Genomic DNA, 19920 nt, shown 5'->3' with positions numbered 1-19920 from the left:
TGCCAGCAGTCCGAAAGGTAGAGCGGGTTTGCGAATAAGAGAGTGGAAGTGCAGCGATTGCGGGGCGGAACACGACCGCGATGTGAATGCAGCACGCAACATTCTCGCGGCGGGGCATCGCCGTCTAACAGTAGGAATCCCCGTCCTTTAGGGCGGGGAGGATGTCAACCTGAGCAGAGCAGATCAAACGCTCATCCACAGGCTAATACCCGTGGTGCCCACCAGTGCAGCCATCTCCATATCAAACGGTGCCAAGTGGGACGGCACAGGCTCTTGGGCTGTTACCGCCGAGAAACCCCAAGGGTTGTATACCTTGACGGTGGTGTTGGTGGCACTGCTGGTATCTGCATCGTAGGCCATATAGGCATGACCGGGCACAAACAGCTTAGAGCCATTGGCATCACTGGTGGTAGCCTGAGACACGACAAACAGCACCTTGCCCTCATTCATCGCCTTGGTGTACTCCTCCAACGCCGTACTGCCTGTGGGCACCACGCTGGTTTGCAGAATGCTGTTGCCGTTGTAGGTAGTCACCTCATCCGCAAAGGTCGTGACCTTGCCACCGGCCACATTGACCACCGCCTCGGCCAAGCCCCCCTCAATAGCCAGCATAGAGTTGGTCTGGGTGGTACGGCCAAAAATCTGCAACTCATTGGCTTGGGCATAGGCTTTTTCTAACAACGGCGCCCACAGCTCTTGCGTTGGGTTGCCTTGGGCGTCTACGCCCTTGACCTTGCTATAGGCCGTTTCGGTATCTTCCAGATTTTTAACCACAAACTGGTTATTGGCCGTTACCCAATGCACCTTGCCATTGGTATCAAAGAAGCGCACCCCCCATGTTTGCAGGCTGTCTGCACTGCTGCCGTTGGGCACAAAGACACTGTTGAGGGCCGTGGGGTTTACTTGGGCCACCGCCGCCATAGATGCCAGCAGATAACAGGTGCCAGCACTGCCCTGATTGACGTCAAAGGCAGAAGCACCACTGATCAATTCGGCACTGAATGCCTTGTAAAGACCCGACGCCGCAGCCGCATTGGGATTGGCGGTGTCCCCTTCTGTAGTCGGGTTAGGCAAGTCTTTGCCCAGCAGCCACTTGTCTTCCAACTTCTGCAAGGTATTGGCTGTGGCATTGGCGCTGAGGTTACCCAGAGTTTGGGTTTGGGTTTGCCCCCCCGTGTAAAAGTTGTTTGCCTTAGAGCCATTGACCAACTGGTTGAACACATACAGCAAATAGCCGGTTTCAGCACCGGCCAAATCAGGGGCGGTAAACAGCTCTTTGCCACGGGCAGCAATGGCCTTCAGATCACTGAACAAATCGGTGCCAATCGGATTGCTGGCCCCACCTACAGACTCAATAGCGGCATCGACAATTTTGACCAACCCAGCATGATTGATCTTGGCATTGTTGGCCGTCAAGGCCTCCACCTGTGCCTTGACCGCAGCCGTCTTGAGCAGTGAAGTCCAACCTGCCGCCACTGGCGTGTCACCCGCGGCATTGATGTCTTCACCCAAACGTTGTTCCAACTCGGAAAGCTGTGCAGAACCCACCGTCTGGAACGTCCCGGCGTCTACACTGCCCGCCTCATCGGTACCGAGTTCAAACAGATTGTCTTCCTCATCTCGGACATAGATCTGGTAACCCCCCTCTTTGGGCACGATGGTTTCAATTTCAAAGCCCTCCAAGGCATCCAACGTCAGGGCTACGCCACCAAACTGCAACGGACGGAAGCTACCATCGGGCTGCTGCAACTGGTAGGCACCCAAGCCATCCAGATACAGATTGACACTGCCCGCGTCTACCAACACCATCGCATCGCCCAATCCACCGTTGTAGTTCAGGTCAATACCGTAGCGAACCTCGGCGGCAAACAGCTCTGCTTGGCTCAGGGCTTTGGCCCCATTGATGTTGCCCTGCGCGTCGGTAGTAGCCTCGAAAAACAAGGCAGGATTCTGGTTGGCTTGCAGGTAGAGAACGTAGCCCCCATCCTCACGCAACTCTGCAGCCAGCGCCGTTACATCAAAAGTATCGTCATGGATACCGCCCTGACCATTGAACTTGACGCTCTGGTACTCGCTGACTTTCTGCCCAACACGGCCCACCGACCAAGTGCCATCAGTGCCCACAAACAGAACGGCCGTACCAATATGGCGAGCATAGGCCACGGTAGAGATGTCTTGATCCAGACTGGTTGCGCTCATGAAAAACCTTTGCAAAGAGGAGAGACGACAGCATCCGACCCACCCAACACAGGTTGGCGGACACCAACATAAGAACTATTTATTCTCGATAGAAATTTTTGATCATCTTTACGTTTCTTGGCAATAGATAAGTCGCCTTTTTGTATGCCCCCCGGCTCGTCGGACAATGCCGACTTGATGGCCGGTTTGCGCTATCGTCGTGCTTTTGCGCTACACCCTGGCCTGCCCTGATTTCTTTTTTATCCATGCTCCAGTACCTCACCGTTCCCGTCACCCCGTTTCAACAAAACTGCTCTATCCTCTGGTGCGATGCCACGCACGAGGCAGCCCTTATCGACCCCGGCGGTGAAATCGACCGGCTACAGGCAGAAGTCCAACGCTTGGGCCTCAAACTCACTCAACTCTGGCTCACCCATGCCCATATTGACCATGCAGGTGGCACGGGGGAATTGGCCGAGCGCCTGGGCCTGCCCATCATTGGGCCGCACTCGGGCGATCAGTTCTGGATTGATGGTCTGCCCATGCAAAGCCAGCGGTTCGGCTTTGCGCCAGCACAGCATTTCACCCCCACACGGTGGCTAACGGATGGTGATACGGTCACTGTGGGCCAAGAGACGGTGCAGGTGCGCCACTGCCCCGGCCATACACCGGGCCATGTGGTGTTTCATGCACCACAAATCGACCGTGCTTTTGTGGGTGATGTGCTGTTTGCAGGCAGCATTGGCCGCACTGATTTTCCGCAAAGCAACCACCAGCAACTGATTGACAGCATTACCCAACGGCTGTGGCCGATGGGCGATCAGACGGTGTTCATCCCCGGTCATGGCCCCGAGAGCACTTTTGGCCGGGAACGCCGCAGCAACCCTTATGTGGGTGGCACCTGAGCGCGCACCCCCTGTGGCCTCATGACCCCCCATTTAGCTCCAGCCAACCCAACGCCCCAACACTGGCCCGACCTGTCCACCATCGTGCGCCATGCCAGCACCGTGTTGGTGGGGCAACTGGCCGTGATGGCTTTTGGCATCACCGACACCATTGTGGCCGGGCGCCATGCCGAGGCCTCGCTGGCAGCGTTGTCTGTGGCCTCGGCTATTTTTATCAGTATTTCGGTAGGGTTGGTCGGCATATTGCAGGCATTGCTTCCCGTCTGGGCCGAACTGCGTGGTGCCCGCCAGAATGAGCGCCTTGGCCCCTCATTTCGCCAAGCACTGTATTTGGGGCTATTGGCATCGGCACTGGGCGCTGGTCTGCTGCAACATCCTGCGCCTTTGCTGGCTGCAGCCCAAGTGCCGTTATTGCTGCACCCTATCGTCTCTGACTATTTGGGTGTGTTGGCTTTGGCGCTGCCCGCCACCTTGCTGTTTCGGCTTTTCAGCATTTTGAACCAAGCCATTGGTCATCCACGACTCATCACTTGGATTCAGGTACTGGCCTTGCCACTCAAGGTGCTGCTCTCGGTATGGTGGACTTTTGGCGGTCTGGGTGTTCCGGCCCTGGGGGCTGTGGGTTGTGCCTGGGCCACGTTGGCGGTGTATGGCTGCATGCTGGGTCTGGCCCTCTGGCTATCACGCACACAAGAGATTTACCAGCCCCTCCAGTTGTGGCAACGCATGGAACGCCCCGATATACGACAACTGGGGCAATTTTTACGGCTGGGTGTGCCCGCTGGCCTGACCGTATTGGTAGAGGTGACCTCCTTCACACTGATGGCCTTATTTATCGCCCGCCAAGGCACCACCGCTGCGGGCGCCCACCAGATCGCCGCCAACTTGGCTGCTGTGCTGTATATGGTGCCACTGTCGTTGGCTATTGCAGCCAGTGCCCGCATCAGTTTCTGGCGAGGCGCAGGCAACGAGGCTCGGGCTCGCCAAGCCGCCCTGACAGGGTTTGCACTCACCACGCTCATGGCCTGCGTGCTGGCTGCCGTGCTATGGGCTTTTAAGAGCACCGTGGCCAGCCTGTATTCTGAGCATCCCCCCGTCATGGCATTGGGTGCCGTGTTGCTGGGCTGGGTGGCGATTTACCACTTGGTAGATGCAGCGCAGTGTTTTTGTCTGTTTGCGCTGCGCTGTTATGGCATCACAGTGGCTCCACTGGCTGTTTACAGTTTGCTGCTTTGGGGAGCCGGGCTAGGAGGAGGCTATGCACTCAGCTACCACGGCATGGGCACCTGGACGGCCCAGCCCTCGCCTGCCACCTTCTGGATCAGCAGTGCCGTGGCCTTGGCCTTGTGCGCTGTGGCTTTTGCCATGATGTTGTGGCATTGCCTCAACAGATGGGGTCGGGCAACGGCTTGCCCACCCACTTGAGCAAGCCACCACACCCACGGTGCAGAGTGTGTTTCTAATAGTTTCTGCCTCGGTAAGGCGGCACCATTCCCGTCTCGCCTTGTGACAAAAATGTCACAAAATAATCGATAGGCAATAGGAAGATCAGGGTATTCTGCACTGGCGCGGCAATTGCTACCGTTTTCCGCTAAGGCTGTTACTTTGGGTACGGTTCTGTTGCAACACACCATACCCCACCTCTCCCTCCAAGACCACACCATTTCACTACCATGTTCGCCAAACTGTTTGGAAAATCCACCGGCCCCTCCATCCAAAACGTAGTTGATGCCTTGGTGCAAGAACTGTTGCGCCGGTATCCCCCCTCTATGGCCAGTGGCGAAGGGCGCAGGCTCTCCCCCCAAGCAGTCACTAACATTCTGGAACAAGTGATCAACAAGGCTGTGGTGAAGGCTACAGAGCTACAACTGGGCTGGTTTGGCAAGGCCAAATTGGCAAATAGTTTCCGTTGGTCTTTAAAAGACCGTGGCTACCCAGAGAAATTTATCGAAGTTCTAACGGAAGCCCTGATTGTGTACGTCACTCGCCAACAAAAGCCCTGAAATCATGTTGGGACGGATTTTTCGGGAAATCACCCGCAGCCTGCGTACACGCCATGAAGCCACTTCTGCACAAGATCCGCTAGACCAGTGGAAAAAGGACTATAGCGGGGCGGCCAACCCTGTGGCGCGTGGACAAGTTTTGCAAGCCCTAGAGACCTGGCTACAGCAACAACCCGATCATCTCTTGGGTTGGATTTTCCTAGGAGACGCACTGCAACAACAGCGACAACTGGAGGCAGCAGAAAGCGCATATCGCCGAGCATTGCGGATAGACCCTACCCATGCCGCAGCCCATGAGGGGGTGGGGTTGGTATTGCTCCATCAGGGTAAATTAGATCAGGCTTGGTTGCACCTAGAAGCCGCCCACAAAGCCGACCCTCAAAACCCCGATATTTTGGTGCATTGGGGTTTGGTTGCATTAGAGAAAAAGAACTTTGGTGAGGCAGCAAAGAACTTTGAAAAAGCCATCGATCGCAATGTTAATCATTACCATGCATGGCACAATCTCGGTTTAGCCCAATTAAAAATGGGCCGACCTCAGCAAGGCATACGTAGTTTTCAGAGAGCATTAGATATTCGACCTGAATTTGGTTTGGCTTGGAGCAATCTAGCTTTGGCACAATGCGATGTTGAAAACTTGAGCGATGCACTGATTTCTGCTCAACAAGCCATTAAATTCAAGGGTGAAAGTGCGCGGACTTGGGTAATTTTAGCTGACATTCTCACAGATGCAGGCGAATGGGAGCAAGCCGATTCTGCATTAACCACAGCCTTCGAACGAGATCCTCATGATACTGGCGGATATATTTCTTTAGGAAAATTACGCTCAGCACAGGCTCGTTACCCTGAGGCAGAATCTGCCTATCAACATGCATTAACTTTAGAACCTGACAATGCACAGGCAAAGGGTGGCCTAGGTCAATTAGAGATGTTGCTAGGTCGTTTTGATGTAGGATTTGAGCATTATGAAGCCCGTCGATTGGTAGATGAGTCACCTGTTCGCCAATGGCCGCTAGAATCATGGGAAGGAACCCCTATTCCCCATCAAGGTTTATTAGTTCATTCTGAACAGGGGTTAGGTGACATTATTATATTTGCCAGTTGCATACCAGATTTGTTGGCTCAAACTTCTGGCTGGAATACACATGTAGTTCTTGAGACAGAACCACGCCTTCAAGGTTTATTACAACGTTCGTTTCCTGCATTAAAGGTAATAGGTCGTGAACGCAGCGATCAAAGCATTGATTGGCTGAATGACATTGACTGTCAGTACGAAATACCTATCGGAAGTTTGCCACGTCTTTATCGCAGCTATTCTCATCAATCTATACAGTATCTTCCCTACCTTAAAGCCGATTCTACACAAGTGGAGTATTGGCGCAATAAATTGTTAGCACGCGGCCCTGGCCCCTATGTGGGTGTGAGTTGGCGGGGAGGAATGCTGCGCTCAGGTACTGTACAACGCAGTATTAATCCAATTGCTTTACTCCGAGAGTTGCAAAGCATTGGTATTCAGCCAATATGTCTTCAATATGGGGAAGTGGAATCAACCTTAAATGAAGCGGCTGAAGCATTAAATTTGCAGGTATGGCACTGGCCTGAATCATTGGTAGACATGGACGCTGCTGCTGCAATAACGCAAGCACTGGATGCAGTAGTTACAGTATGCAATACTCAAGCACATTTAACAGGTGGCTTGGGTAAAGATGGCTGGGTTTTGGTTCCAAGCAACCCCAATTGGCGATATGGAATCAATAGTAAAAAATCTTGGTGGTATCCATCACTAAACCTGATCCGCCAAGCACCTCACAGCAACTGGGAAGCACCCATAAAACAGCTTAGTACTGATTTGCAAACATGGAAAACAACTAACAATTCAACCACAATCACTGAAGGAAAAAATAAATGATTTTCCGCTGGTTGCGCCAGCGGCGCAATAACACCCCATCACTTACTACAACAACCAACCCCACAGAAAACAACCGAGAAAATATTGCACTATCTAAAATAGATGATCTTCTAGAGAAGGGTGACATTGAAGCAGCCGAAAAATCACTCAACGAACTCTTACAAGAAGACACTGCCAACTCCGTAGCCATGCTACAGATGGCAAAACTATACAGATTACAAGGAAAATTTTCTGATTCAATTCAATGGGCAGAACGATCTTTATTAGATCACGAAAATCCAGCAGAAGTTCATTACCAACAAGGAGAAACACTGTTGGCAATGAAAGATATTCAAGGCGCTCTAGACTCCATCAATACAGCATTGGCTTTAGATGAAAATCATCTTAAAGCTTGGCTCCGATATGGAGATATTCTTGCAAGACAAGAAAAATACAATCAAGCACTTGATGCCTACAAAACTGCTTTATCATTTTCTGATGAAAAGCATGAAAATCTAATTAACCTACAAATTGCCCAAACACTGCATGCCCTAAGATCTTGGCCAGATGCAGTGGATGCGTACAAAAAGGTTTTATCCAAAGACCCAGAAAACGTCACCGCCTGGACCGCTTTAGGTCATGTTGAGCTGGTACAAGACAATGATGCATCTGCTCTAATAGCCTACATTAAAGCCCGAGAGATTTGCGAGAAAAATTCCATCCCAATCCCATTAACACTAGAGCTACATTTAGCAATGTGTTACCAATATAGTGCCAGATGGAACGAAGCCTTAATTTTATATAGAAAGCTTCACACTCAATACCCCAAAGATTCTAATGTATCTTGGTATCTTTCACAATGCGAACTAGCAATGGGCAATTGGGAGAGAGGATGGGAATTTTATGGATCACGTTTTCTGACCAAAGCATCATCATGGCGAGCGATGCCATTTGCAATATGGCATGGAGAAGAGGCATTGAATAAAACCCTTCTTGTCTTGGCAGATCAAGGCTTGGGAGACGAGATTATGTTTTCTTCTTGTGTTTTAGAAGCAAAGAAACGTGTAGGGCATCTTATATTAGAATGCGAGCCTCGTCTAGAAAAGTTATTTATTCGGTCATTTTCAGGAATTTCTGTAGTTGCCTCAGAGCGCGAGCGAAGCACACGTTGGTTAAAAGATTATCCACAACCAGACTTTCAAATTGCCTCAGGTGATTTACCCGCTTTATTTCGTCAAAATAGAAATAAATTTCCAGATCATCATGGCTATTTAAAAGCAGATCCCGATCGAATAGCTTATTGGGCCAATCGGTTAAATGATTGTGGCCCAGGAGTAAAAATAGGAATATCTTGGCGTGGTGGAGTACCTTTAACGCGAGGTCGCGTACGCAGTACAACAGCACAAGATTGGAAGAGTATTCTTAATACACCCAACTGCCAATTCATTAATTTGCAGTATGGCAACTATCAAGAAGATTTGGCAGAATTCTCCAGCCTAGCACCAGGCAGAGTGCATGATTTTCCTGAAGTTATACCAGACTATGATGAAACTGCTGCATTAGTGATGGCGCTTGACTTGGTCATCACAGTTTGCACTTCCATTGTCCACCTAAGTGGAGCCTTGGGAAAAGAAGTCTGGGTGCTGGTGCCACATGTGCCTGGATGGCGCTATCAAGCATCTGGTAACAGTATGCCTTGGTATCCATCAGCACACCTGTTCCGTCAAACCGATGCAGGAAACTGGAAAGATGCTTGCCAAAATTTGTCATTTGCACTCCAAAAAAGACAAAAATGACAGAGAAAATCTGCTTAACCTCAGCAAATTGGGGTGGCCCAGATTTTGCTTAATAGGATTGGCAGCCTGTGGTGGGTTGCATTTTATGAATTAGGAGTCGTAACATGAAACGTACTTTGCAACAGGGTTTTACCCTGATTGAACTGATGATTGTGGTGGCGATCATTGGTATTCTGGCTGCTGTAGCTTTGCCCGCTTACCAAGATTACACTTTGCGCGCCAAGGCGTCTGAGTTGTTGTTGGCTGCATCTTCTGCTCGCACAGCAATTACCGAAGCATCGCAAAATTCCAACGGTATTTCGGCCACTGGTGTCGAATCTCCTGGCGTTGCAGGCAAGGTTAGTGCCGCAGATGTTTCTGACGCTAACGGTGTTATCACTATTAACGGTCGGGATTCCGAATTTGCCGGTGCCGGTACCGCAGTGGTTGTTACTTTGACTCCTTCCTGGAACTCTACTGGTAAGACTGTGGTTTGGTCTTGTGGCGTTACCCCCGCAAAGCTGGAACCTTCTTCTTGCCGTCAAGACTGATATTGAACTAATCTGCTCCCTTATATCAGGGATGTCAAATAATAAAAGCCTACTCGATTTCTACCGAGTGGGCTTTTTTATTTCTACACATTAATAAATATTATTTCCATTTAAATATTATGCTGCGCAACGTCTTGGCCTCCGTATTTCAATCATCAGAAAACAAAAATACTCAGAATGAAAAGTCAAAGACAATTTCTCATGAATACGCTCAACTGAATGCGCAGTTACATTTAGAAAGATCAGATTATGGAACCAGTGGAAGACAATGGGCCACTACAGTTCAATATTTGCTACAGCAATCCAAATCAAGCTCTGTTCTTGATTACGGTTGTGGCAAACAAACATTAGCCCAGTCTTTACCTGATATAAAAATATTGGGGTTTGATCCAGCCATTCCGGGATTAGATAAACCTCCAATGCCGAGTGACTTACTGGTCTGTACAGATGTACTGGAGCATGTAGAGCCAGAATTTATTGATCATGTTCTAGATGATCTAAGTCGTCTCACAAAAAAAATTGCTTTGATCACTGTGGCAACACGGCCAGCAGTGAAGAAACTGGCTGATGGCCGAAACGCACATTTGACTGTTCAACCTTTTTCTTGGTGGCAAGATCGCTTTGAAAAGAGGTTTGATATTATTGGCATCAAAGAGCAGCCCGGATTTGAGTTTGCCTTGATATTAAGAGGATTGAATTTTCAAGAATCAATAATTATCCCAGAAGATTTTAAGCCTTTCTCAAAGAAAGAAGAAGAAAGTAACACAACCCCATCCGAATCATCACGAAAGATTCCAGTTGGAGTAGTAAAACACGGCGACAATAAAATCCTGTTTACTACGCCCAATCAAATGACGGCTTGGCGCGTTAATAGCTTTTATGAAAAAGAGCCTCACACTGTTCGTTGGTTAGAATCGATCCCTAAAGATTCAGTTTTTCTGGACATAGGGGCGAATGTTGGTATGTATAGCATTTTTGCAGCAGTAGTTTCTCAAGCAAAAGTCTATGCCTTTGAGCCTGAAAGCCAAAACTACGCTGCTTTGAATCAAAACATTTCAATAAATAAATTGAGTGAGAAATTATTAGCCTTTCCCTTGGCAATATCAAATAAAACTGGTGCAGATAAACTATTTCTCTCAGGATTTGACACAGGAGGATCGTGCCATAGTTTTGGTGCAGATGTTGGATTTGATCTGAAACCTCGTGGCCATGCTTTTGTTCAAGGTGCTTTTTCCACCACGATTGACGAGTTAGTTGCTACTGGAACTCTGCCTATTCCAGATTTTGTCAAAATCGATGTTGATGGTTTTGAGCACAAAGTCATTGAAGGCGCTCAGAAAACCTTAAAAGATCCTAAAGTCAAAAGCGTCATCATTGAATTAAACACAAAATTACCAGAGCATAAAGCTGCGGCAGAAATGCTAGAAAAACTTGGATTCTTCTATGACAATGACCAAGTAATGCATGCGCAAAGAAAATCAGGGGCATTTGAAGGGGTTGCAGAATTTATCTTTTGGAAAAACAAAAAAGAAATTAGCAATCTCACCACAGAACGTGCTCTGGGAATTCCTACCAGCATGCAAGCACGGGCAGTGATGAATTATGCCATTGACAAAATACTGTCAACAGCTATAGCCGATGATCCATTTCCATATTTGGTAGTGGATAACATATTCCCACCTGATTACTATCAGCAAATTTTGGCAAATTTCCCAGGCTTGGATGCCGTACGGCCTTTAAGTGAATCTGGAAGAGTACAAAAGGGATCTTACAAAGAAAGATTGACTGTTTTATTTAATCCAGAAGATTTTTCCAGAATGTCTCCTAAGCAAATTGAGTTCTGGTCAGAATTTGCAAGCTGGCTATACTCAGAAGCATTTTTGAGTGCTGTTATATTCAAGTTCCGCCAAACTCTTGAATCCAGAATTTCAAACATCATTAATGCTGAAGGAAAAATCAACGTTCGTGGCGATGCGCTCTTGGTCAATGATCAAACAAATTATGCTATTGGGCCACATACAGATGCCCCTCATCGATTAGTCACTTTCTTATTCTATATGCCAGAGAATGATAAAGATCGCGACTTAGGAACTTCTATTTATCTACCGAAAAAAGAAGGATTCACTTGCTGGGGAGGCCCACATTATCCGCATGATCAATTCGATTTAGTGGATACTGTGGAGTTTTTACCCAACCGATTGCTTATGTTTCCAAAAACGGAAAAAACATTTCATGGGGTTGAGCCTGTACTACGAGAGGGCGTTAATAGGAAATTGTTGATCAACAACATTAGAATTCTTAACAAAACGACCCACTAAATAAAAAAAGCCCAAATGGGCTTTTTTTATTCTCTCTGATCCACTCTGAGCATCATCTCTTTTTCATTCAGCCATTGATCAGAATACTCGCAGCCTATATACTCATTAAAATACGGGCCGCCTAATGTAAAGTGAACATTGGACGCCTGCGAATTAGGGGCATCATAATCTACAAGATGGTTCCATTCTGGCGGTAGCGATCCAATCATGGCATCATCATCCAGCCACTTAAATTGGTGCAACTCCAGTCCACTGGCATTATTCACATACTCAGGGGTTAAGGCCCGACACTTTGCATTATTGAAGAGCATGACGCTACTCCAATTCTTTTTTGCATAAGGTGTTTGAGGGGCACCCAAGAATTTGATGGTTTCTTTGGGCTGATGGTTGTGCTGCACACACATCACTGCATATTTATCATCGCGCAACGCCCACAACTTGGCAATATCATCTTGCACCAGCATGTCACAGTCCATAAAAAGTGACCAGCCCTCATACCCACTCAGGTAAGGTGTCAGGAAGCGTGAAAAAGAAAACTGTGTAGACTGCAGCGGATTAGACTCACGCCACATCAATCCCTGAAGATTATTCAGTGCCAGCGGCGTAAAACTGACAGGGAGGCTCGATCGAGCCAAAATACTATGGGTTAAAACATGCCACGCAACGGTTTCGCGGGGATCAAAACCAATAAATATCCGAATCATAGCGCCGCCTTTTTCTCTACAGAAGGAAAATCTTCAAACAGATGGGTAAAAAATGGGTCTTTATAAATGCTGTAGATGATGGCTATATCTAACAAACTACAGCTTGCCAAGAATAATTCTGGCCAACGGCGCCACACCTCTGCATTCCATAGTGACCACCCCACAAAAACCAAGTGCATCGCCGCAGTGGCTGCAATAATAGTGCGCCCGTATTTCCAAATGTGACGCCATAACGAAGCTGCTTGGGGTGTGCGCTGTGCAATCGCTGCAAAAAGTAGAAATATAGGGGCTTCCATAGGCAGTGCCACCCATGTAAAGCTGGTTAACCACTGTGCTGCTTCGGGTGTTTTTCGTACAGAAACCAACAGCATCAATAAAACAATCCAATGCCTACACAAAAACAACATGCTGAGCCACAATGTGGATGGCACTTTGAGTGATCCATATTTATCCAGCATTAACAATCGATCATCAATCTGAGCCATAGCGTGTTAGTGTAGCTGCCTATACTCGGGGGACTATAGTTGTGGCCTCAGGATTGTTGCAATATGTTTTTTGCACTGAGAGCTAGCGTTGAATCTCATGGTTGGCTATCTGCCAGCCGCCTGATTTTCCCCCCTGTTTTTGCAACACATGCACCCCGTGGATACCCATACTCTTATCCACCGCCTTGCACATGTCGTAAATAGTCAGCAAAGCCACCTGTACGGCCACCAAGGCTTCCATTTCCACCCCCGTAGCGCCTACCGTCTCCACGGTGGCACGGCAAAAAATGCCACACACACCGGGGTGATGGACGCTGGCCTCATCAAAATCGATAGCAATGCGGGTCAGGGGCAAGGGATGGCACAGCGGAATCAGGTCACTGGTTTTCTTGGCGGCCTGAATGCCAGCAATCCGGGCCACCCCCAATACATCGCCCTTGCGGGCCTGCCCTGTGCTGATCAAGGCCAATGTGGCGGCTTGCATTGCAATATAGCCACCCGCTACCGCCACCCGATGGGTGTGGGGTTTGGCTGCAATGTCCACCATCTGGGCTTGGCTTTGGGCATCAAAATGGGTCAGAGTGGGCATGGTGGTATGGCAAGGGAACGATGCTTCAGCAAAAATTTCTACCATGGAGCAACCGTGCATCATAGGCAGCAGCAGGCACCTACCTACCACACACCATGCAAAAATCTACTCTGTTATTGGCGGCCAAAGCACTGGCATTGTCTTTGTCCATCGCAGGCGCGGGGGGGGTCGCCCCCGCCACGGCACTGGCGGCAAGCGGCCTGCCTACTCTGGGGGATGGGGCTGATCTGAGTGTCAGTGCCGAGCGGCGGCTGGGTGACAGCATCATCCGTGAGCTGTACCGCGATCCAGACTATCTGGATGACCCCGTGCTGCAAGACTATGTACAAACGCAATGGCAGGCTTTGTTGGCAGCAGCCAGGGTGCGTGGTGAGCTGTCGCCTGAATTGGACGAGCGGTTTGCCTGGGAAGTGCTGCTAGGACGCGACCGCTCGGTCAATGCCTTTGCGCTGCCAGGGGGCTATCTGGGTGTGCATTTGGGCTTGCTGGGGGTGGTCAGCAGCCGAGATGAATTGGCCTCGGTGTTGGCCCATGAACTCAGCCATGTGACCCAACGGCATATAGCCCGGCTCTTGGCGCAACAAAGCCGCCAAACCCCCTTGGTATTGGGCACCATGATTCTGGCGGCCTTGGCAGCGAGCAAAAGCCCGCAGGCCGCCCAAGCCATCACGGTGGGCGGACAGGCACTGGCGGTACAAAATCAGCTCAATTTCTCGCGCGATATGGAGCGTGAAGCCGACCGGGTAGGCCACAGCCTGATGGCCCCCGCAGGGTTTGCACCAGAGGGGTTTGTGGGCATGTTCGACAAACTGCAACATGCCAATCGGCTCAACGACAACGGCTCTTGGCCCTACTTGCGCAGCCACCCCCTCACCACCCAGCGGGTGGCAGACATGCAAGCGCGTTTACCACTGCAAACCACCCGCGAAGTGCTGGCCCCCACCCTAGAACACGCCATGCTAGCTGCACGGGCTCGGGTGCTCTCACGCCCAGGAGTGGATATGCTGCGCCAATGGCTGGCAGAACCCCGAAGCCACGGTTTTGCCCAACGGGCACCCCACCAACAGGCGGCCGCTTTGTATGCAGCCATGCTCACAGCCATTGCACTGCACGAACCACAACAAGCCCGCCAGTGGCTGCCGCGCCTGCAAGCAGTGACGCAAGGAGATGTGCGGGCACACACACTGGCCCAATGGCTCGGGGCCGAGGTGGAACTGTCTGCCAGAGATGCAGCTGCCGCATGGCGGCTGCTGCCCGAACAAGGCCGTGAAGACCGCCCAGGCTTGTTATTGCGGGCGCAAATTGCGTTGTCTTTAGGCAGGGCTGCAGAAATGGTGGGGCCACTGCAAACCTGGGTAAGTACCCATCCACGGGATGCCGGTGCTTGGCAGGCGCTGGCGTCTGCTTGGCAGGCCCAAGGCCAAACCCTGCGGGCGATACGCGCCGAAGCTGAAGCCCATGCGGCCCGCTATGACTATGCGGCTGCCGTAGACCGTTTCAAGGCTGGGCAAGAGTGGGCGCGCAAAAGCAGCAGCGCCCAAGATTTTGTAGAGGTGTCGATCATCGACACCCGCCTACGGGCCGTGCAAGCACTGGCGAAAGAACAGGCGGCTGCACTGCGCTAGATGGGGTCGCAGGCAGCCGCCAAGGGCGCCATCAGTGAGGAGCAGCGGTGCCCGCAGCAGTGCGGCGGGCCAAGATCAATTTGCCCAAGCCCAACACCAACAAGGCACCAGCCACACTGGCAGCGTACTTCAGGGTATCGGATTGGGGCAGCTTGAGCATCCATTGCCACTTGTCAGGATCGGCCAATGCGGGGTCAGACACCAACATGCCACCGGCAATCCAACCCAACAACATGCCGCCCAGTGTGATGATGATGGGGAAACGCTCCATCAGCTGGATAACCAATTGGCTGCCCCAAACAATAATGGGGATAGAAATCAGCAGGCCCAATGTGACCAACAGCATTTGGTGATCGCCAGCGTTTTGGGCAGCACCAGCAATGGCGATGACGTTGTCCACGCTCATGACCAGATCGGCCACGATGATGGTCTTGATGGCCGCCAGCAGCTTGTCGCTGCCTTGCACATCGCCGTGGCCTTCTTCATCAGGGGCCAGCAGCTTGACACCAATCCACACCAGCAACAGCGCCCCCGTAAATTTCAGGAACGGCAGCGACAACAGCGTCATGGCAAAGGCAATCAGGATGACGCGCAAAACAATGGCGCCTGCTGTGCCCCAAATAATGCCCTTGCGGCGCTGCTCAGGTGGCAACTTGCGACAAGCCAAGGCAATGACCACGGCATTGTCGCCACCGAGCAAGATGTCGATGATGATGATCTGGCCCAAAGCGAGCCAAAATTCATGCGCAAACAGAAAGTCCATAAAAGTTCTCAGTCACGGTTAGCGGTAGGAAGGGCAAGCACCATGATGGCCTTTGCCCCATCACGGGAGTTTGACAGTCTGCGGTGGAAGAACCGGACATCCCACCCGCTGCGCAGTACAGGAGGGTATGGGGACGACCTTGATCAGCCCACTGCGGGCCCATCAAAGGTCTTGCTCAGTATGGGTGCCACCACAGGCACCACACACCCAATCCGCCGGAAGCAGGGCTTCGTATTGACGACGGCATTGACATCCCGAACACCGGGATGGGAGCTACTCCCCTTCGAAGGGGCAATTGGAACACCGCTGCCGCAGTTGTGCAAGTATGGGCCTGTTGTGGGTATTGCGTATGTCGGCACTGAATTTCCTGCCAGGTTGTGCGACCATCCAACCCATCATGATCCTAACCATTGAGCAACTTCATACCCTGTGTACTATTGCCGAGGCCGCAGGCCAGCAGGTAATGGCTGTGTATGCCCAAGACTTTGCCAGTTGGCAAAAAGACGATGCCTCCCCCCTGACCGAGGCCGATTTGCGCGCCGACCATGCCATTCGGGCGGGTTTAGAGGCACAGTTTCCGGGGGTATTTGTCTGGTCGGAAGAGTCGGCATCCACGGGCGCACGCACGGCAGAGACGTTTTTTCTGGTCGATCCACTCGATGGCACCAAAGAGTTTGTACAGCGCAGTGGCGAGTTCACGGTCAATATCGCACTGATCCACCAAGGCCAGCCCGTCGCTGGTGTGGTGTTGGCCCCGGCTACTGGAGAATTGTTTTATGCCGCCCGAGGGCTGGGCGCTTGGCAACGCCAAGCAGCAGGCGCTGTAGCCTTAAAGGTGGCACAGATGCGCACAGAAATGCCACTGCGCGTGCTGGGTAGCCGCTCCCACGGTGGCGAGGCGCTGGCCGCTTGGTTGGCGCAGTTGCCCTTGCCCCATGATTTTGTGGCGGCAGGCAGCTCTCTCAAGTTTTGCCGCATTGCCCAAGGGCAGGCCGATATCTACCCCCGCTTTGGCCCCACCAGCCAGTGGGATACTGCCGCTGCCCAGTGCGTGCTAGAGCAGGCTGGAGGCCATGTGACCGATTTTGCCGGGCAGGTGCTGCAATACGGCCTGCAACGCCCAGTGCTCAACCCGGAGTTTCTGGCCGTGGGTGATCCGCAGTGGTTAGCGCAACTGCTGCCCAGCGCAAAGTAGGAGGCTGACACATGAGAAGCCTGAGCCGTCTGACCACCGAATACGTAGAGGCAGAAGACCGCATCCGCATCACAGGTGAATTGCCTGCACACGCTGGTGAAGACAGCCCACGCACAGTGGTTCTGTGGCTGACACAACGGCTGCTCAACCGCTTGCTGCCGCATTTGCTGCACTGGCTAGAGCGCCACGATGTGCCACAGGGCTGGGACGAGGCCGTGCAAGAATTTGCCCAGCAGGCCGCCGTAGCCGCCTTGCAACCACAGACGCCAGTACACAGTGCGCCCGAGAGCCACGCATGGTTGGTGCATAGCGTGCAGTTGACTTGTTCCCCTGAGCATGTGCAGCTGGGCTTTCAGTCGGCACCTCCGGGTGCAGAACACAGTAGCCATTTGACCTTGCAAGCACAACCCTTGCGCCAATGGCTCAATATTGTTTACGACCAGTATGTGCGGGCCAGTTGGCCGCTGGCACTGTGGCCCCAGTGGCTGGCAGAGGCCCGCCAAACCGCACCATCGCGTTCTGCCATGCTGCACTGAGGCTAATTGTGCAGATCGACATTGCAGATATTGAAGCTGCCATCAACCATTGGCGCACCGTGCAAGCCACAGCTGCTGGTGGGCCATTGGCCCCCCCATTACAGGCATTGGCCGAGGTGTATGGCCGTTTGGTCTTGGCCCGCCAGTCGGGGGTGGATGAACAGGTTCTGCCTGCTGTGGCCTACACGGCATGGCTGGATTGGTACGCTACCACCCCAGACACCCCCTGCATCGCCATTTGCTCTACCAGCCAGGGCGATGAAGAATGCAAGGGTTGTGGCCGCAGTTTTGCCGAGGTGCAACACTGGTTGGCATTGCGCCCGGCACAAAAGCGTGCCGTATGGCGGCGCATTGTGGCGCAGGGCACGGCATGGCGTTTTAATCGCTATGCCGAGCGCACCCACCACGCGGGATAACTTACTTCCAGCGCAGTGGCTCTAACGGCACACTGCCCAAGTGGCTGCTCAAAGTGATAGCGCCTTCTTGGATGGTGGCTTGCAACTGCATACTGCGTTCGGCCAGACGGGCCAAATCCTGCGCTGCCTCCGAGGGAATGCGCCAAACCTGCAATTTGTCCAACCGCGTGAGCTTGGTCTCAATGCCCTTCCACCACACTTCGGCAGCATGGTGAAAGGCATAAACCACCACGGCATCGGCCTTGCTACAAGCCTTGGTCAGCGGTTTGTCTTCGGGCTGGCCCACTTCCATCCACAAACGCTTGCGGCCCGTAAAGTCGGTCAGGGAGGCGTCTGGGTCGTCTGGGTCAGACAGGCCAGCGCCAAAGGCCAAGGTGCCATCGCCGTGGCAGGTGTCTTGCAGGTGGTGGGCATTGAGCGCCAAGGCTGCCAGACGCACCATCATGCGCTCATCGGTCTCGCTGGGGTGGCGTGCCAGAGTGAGTGCATGGTCGGCATAGTAGCCGTGGTCAATATCGGCAATTTGCAGGTTCGCCTTGAAGATGGTGGACTTGAGGGCCATACTTGCTTCAGATGCGCCGTGCCAATTCGGCAGCCTTGCCCACATAGCTGGCAGGCGTCATGGCCAGCAAACGGTCTTTGTCGGCTTGCGGAATCTCCAGCGCCTGAATCAGCCCATGCAAGGCTTCAGCGGTCACGGTTTTGCCGCGCGTGACTTCCTTGAGCTTCTCGTAGGCACCTTGCACACCGTAGCGGCGCATCACTGTTTGGATAGGCTCGGCCAGCACTTCCCAGGCCGCGTCTAAATCTTCTTGCAAGCGTTCTTCGTTGAGCTCCAGTTTGTTCAGCCCTGTCAGCAACGAGTTGTAGGCCAATGCGGCATAGCCCAAAGCCACGCCAATATTGCGCAGCACTGTGCTATCGGTCAGATCCCGCTGCCAGCGGGAGATGGGCAGCTTTTCTGACAGGTGGCGCAGCAGCGCATTGGCCAAGCCCAAATTGCCCTCTGCGTTCTCGAAGTCAATCGGGTTGACCTTGTGTGGCATGGTGGAGGAGCCGATTTCGCCTGCCTTCAAACGCTGTTTGAAGTAGCCCAAGCTCACATAGCCCCAAATATCACGCGACAGGTCAATCAAGATGGTGTTGGCACGGGCCACAGCATCAAACAGCTCGGCCATGTAGTCGTGCGGCTCAATCTGGATGCTGTAGGGCTGAAAGGTCAGGCCCAACCCCATCGGCTCGGGTGTTTCAATAACCTTTTTGCTAAAGGCTTCCCAGTCAAACTCGGGCCAAGCCGACAGGTGGGCGTTGTAGTTGCCCACAGCACCGTTCATTTTGCCCAGAATCTTGACGCTGGCAATGCGGTCTACGGCTATTTGCAGTCGTGCCACCACGTTGGCCAGCTCTTTACCCACGGTAGTAGGACTGGCAGTTTGGCCGTGGGTGCGGCTGAGCATGGGCACCTCGGCGTAGAGCAGCGCCATTTCGCGCAGCTTGAGCACGATGCGATCCAGCCCTGGCTGGATCACCTGATCGCGCCCCGAGCGGATTTGCAACGCGTGGCTGGTGTTGTTGATGTCTTCGCTGGTGCAGGCAAAGTGGACAAACTCTGCCGCCTTTTCGAGTTCTGGACGGGCTTCAAACTTGGACTTGATCCAGTATTCCACCGCTTTCACGTCGTGGTTGGTGGTTTTTTCAAATTCCTTGATGGCTGCGCAATCGGCTTCTGAGAAGTTCTTGACCAAATTGAGCAGGTAAGAGCGCGCACCGGGCGTCAGGGGTTTGAACTCGTCAAAGCCTGCATCTGACAGCGCGATGAACCAGGCCACTTCCACTTGCACACGGCGGTGCATGTAGCCATATTCGCTCATGATTGGGCGCAAGGTGGAGAGTTTGGCGGCGTAACGGCCATCCAGTGGCGACAGGGCGGTAAGGGTCGAGAGGCTCATGGAGCACGATTGTAGGATGACCGCATGACCCCAGTACAGG

19 protein-coding genes are annotated in these 19920 nt (G+C 52.2%); 12 read left to right on the top strand and 7 right to left on the bottom strand.

Features of this window, described 5'->3' with window-relative positions; genetic code table 11:
- Positions 1–28 precede the first annotated feature (28 nt).
- Complete coding sequence (locus ACYVB2_RS12740; RefSeq protein ID WP_382433528.1) at positions 29–151, top strand: zinc ribbon domain-containing protein; 123 nt, start codon at positions 29–31, stop codon at positions 149–151.
- 32 nt (positions 152–183) lie between these two features.
- Here the strand turns inward: ACYVB2_RS12740 and ACYVB2_RS12735 are convergent, their stop codons facing one another.
- Entirely contained in the window at positions 184–2199 is a 2016-nt protein-coding gene (locus tag ACYVB2_RS12735; RefSeq protein WP_382433305.1) for a C2 family cysteine protease, read from the bottom strand.
- A 245-nt stretch (positions 2200–2444) separates the two neighbouring features.
- Between ACYVB2_RS12735 and ACYVB2_RS12730 the strand changes: the two genes are divergently transcribed.
- The 7 genes from ACYVB2_RS12730 to ACYVB2_RS12700 all read left to right on the top strand — a co-directional run bounded on the left by ACYVB2_RS12730 (position 2445) and on the right by ACYVB2_RS12700 (position 11618).
- Positions 2445–3083, top strand: a complete 639-nt coding sequence (locus tag ACYVB2_RS12730; protein WP_382433307.1) for an MBL fold metallo-hydrolase — start codon at positions 2445–2447, stop codon at positions 3081–3083.
- Between the two features lie 21 nt (positions 3084–3104).
- Positions 3105–4508 carry an MATE family efflux transporter gene (locus ACYVB2_RS12725; protein ID WP_382433309.1) on the top strand — a complete coding sequence of 468 codons (1404 nt, stop codon included), beginning with the start codon at positions 3105–3107 and terminating at the stop codon, positions 4506–4508.
- A 248-nt stretch (positions 4509–4756) separates the two neighbouring features.
- Positions 4757–5086 (top strand): hypothetical protein, encoded by a 330-nt coding sequence (locus tag ACYVB2_RS12720; protein ID WP_382433311.1) that lies wholly within the window; start codon positions 4757–4759, stop codon positions 5084–5086.
- 4 nt (positions 5087–5090) lie between these two features.
- The gene (locus tag ACYVB2_RS12715) at positions 5091–6995 is read left to right on the top strand and encodes a tetratricopeptide repeat protein (RefSeq protein WP_382433313.1); all 1905 of its coding nucleotides are present in this window, start codon (positions 5091–5093) and stop codon (positions 6993–6995) included.
- Complete coding sequence (locus ACYVB2_RS12710; RefSeq protein ID WP_382433315.1) at positions 6992–8770, top strand: tetratricopeptide repeat protein; 1779 nt, start codon at positions 6992–6994, stop codon at positions 8768–8770. Before ACYVB2_RS12715 ends, ACYVB2_RS12710 begins: the two co-directional genes overlap by 4 nt.
- Before the next feature lie 104 nt (positions 8771–8874).
- On the top strand, positions 8875–9300 hold the full coding sequence (locus ACYVB2_RS12705; RefSeq protein WP_382433316.1) for a pilin: 426 nt from the start codon (positions 8875–8877) through the stop codon (positions 9298–9300).
- Positions 9301–9419: 119 nt separating this feature from the next.
- Positions 9420–11618, top strand: coding sequence for an FkbM family methyltransferase (locus ACYVB2_RS12700; protein WP_382433318.1), 2199 nt, complete (start codon positions 9420–9422; stop codon positions 11616–11618).
- 26 nt (positions 11619–11644) lie between these two features.
- Here the strand turns inward: ACYVB2_RS12700 and ACYVB2_RS12695 are convergent, their stop codons facing one another.
- From ACYVB2_RS12695 to moaC, 3 genes are all read right to left on the bottom strand, one after another.
- A complete protein-coding gene (locus ACYVB2_RS12695) occupies positions 11645–12322 on the bottom strand; it encodes a glycosyltransferase (protein ID WP_382433320.1) in 678 nt (225 codons plus the stop codon).
- Positions 12319–12807: a DUF2919 family protein gene (locus ACYVB2_RS12690; RefSeq protein ID WP_382433322.1), complete on the bottom strand. Its 489-nt coding sequence runs from the start codon at positions 12805–12807 to the stop codon at positions 12319–12321. Before ACYVB2_RS12690 ends, ACYVB2_RS12695 begins: the two co-directional genes overlap by 4 nt.
- An 82-nt stretch (positions 12808–12889) precedes the next feature.
- Positions 12890–13396, bottom strand: coding sequence for a cyclic pyranopterin monophosphate synthase MoaC (moaC, locus tag ACYVB2_RS12685; RefSeq protein ID WP_382433324.1), 507 nt, complete (start codon positions 13394–13396; stop codon positions 12890–12892).
- 95 nt (positions 13397–13491) lie between these two features.
- On the opposite strand from moaC, the gene ACYVB2_RS12680 reads away from it, so the two are divergent.
- Positions 13492–15021 (top strand): M48 family metalloprotease, encoded by a 1530-nt coding sequence (locus ACYVB2_RS12680; protein WP_382433326.1) that lies wholly within the window; start codon positions 13492–13494, stop codon positions 15019–15021.
- A gap of 31 nt (positions 15022–15052) precedes the next feature.
- On the opposite strand, the gene ACYVB2_RS12675 is transcribed toward ACYVB2_RS12680, so the two are convergent.
- Positions 15053–15784: a TerC family protein gene (locus ACYVB2_RS12675; protein WP_382433328.1), complete on the bottom strand. Its 732-nt coding sequence runs from the start codon at positions 15782–15784 to the stop codon at positions 15053–15055.
- A 325-nt stretch (positions 15785–16109) separates the two neighbouring features.
- Between ACYVB2_RS12675 and cysQ the strand changes: the two genes are divergently transcribed.
- From cysQ to ACYVB2_RS12660, 3 genes are read left to right on the top strand one after another with little or no spacing between them, the layout of a single operon-like run.
- Positions 16110–16979 (top strand): 3'(2'),5'-bisphosphate nucleotidase CysQ, encoded by an 870-nt coding sequence (gene cysQ, locus ACYVB2_RS12670; protein ID WP_460536805.1) that lies wholly within the window; start codon positions 16110–16112, stop codon positions 16977–16979.
- Positions 16980–16990: 11 nt separating this feature from the next.
- A complete protein-coding gene (locus ACYVB2_RS12665) occupies positions 16991–17515 on the top strand; it encodes a hypothetical protein (protein WP_382433332.1) in 525 nt (174 codons plus the stop codon).
- Between the two features lie 5 nt (positions 17516–17520).
- The gene (locus ACYVB2_RS12660) at positions 17521–17931 is read left to right on the top strand and encodes a DUF3717 domain-containing protein (RefSeq protein ID WP_382433530.1); all 411 of its coding nucleotides are present in this window, start codon (positions 17521–17523) and stop codon (positions 17929–17931) included.
- A 1-nt stretch (position 17932) separates the two neighbouring features.
- Here ACYVB2_RS12660 and ACYVB2_RS12655 read toward each other — a convergent pair whose 3' ends face one another.
- Entirely contained in the window at positions 17933–18493 is a 561-nt protein-coding gene (locus ACYVB2_RS12655) for a YaeQ family protein (RefSeq protein ID WP_382433334.1), read from the bottom strand.
- A 7-nt stretch (positions 18494–18500) separates the two neighbouring features.
- The gene (gene purB, locus ACYVB2_RS12650) at positions 18501–19880 is read right to left on the bottom strand and encodes an adenylosuccinate lyase (protein WP_382433335.1); all 1380 of its coding nucleotides are present in this window, start codon (positions 19878–19880) and stop codon (positions 18501–18503) included.
- Positions 19881–19920 lie beyond the last annotated feature (40 nt).

The sequence above is a fragment of the Giesbergeria giesbergeri genome, assembly GCF_054779375.1.
Note: the sequence above shows the minus strand (reverse complement) of the source record. Positions and strands in the feature narration are given on the sequence as shown.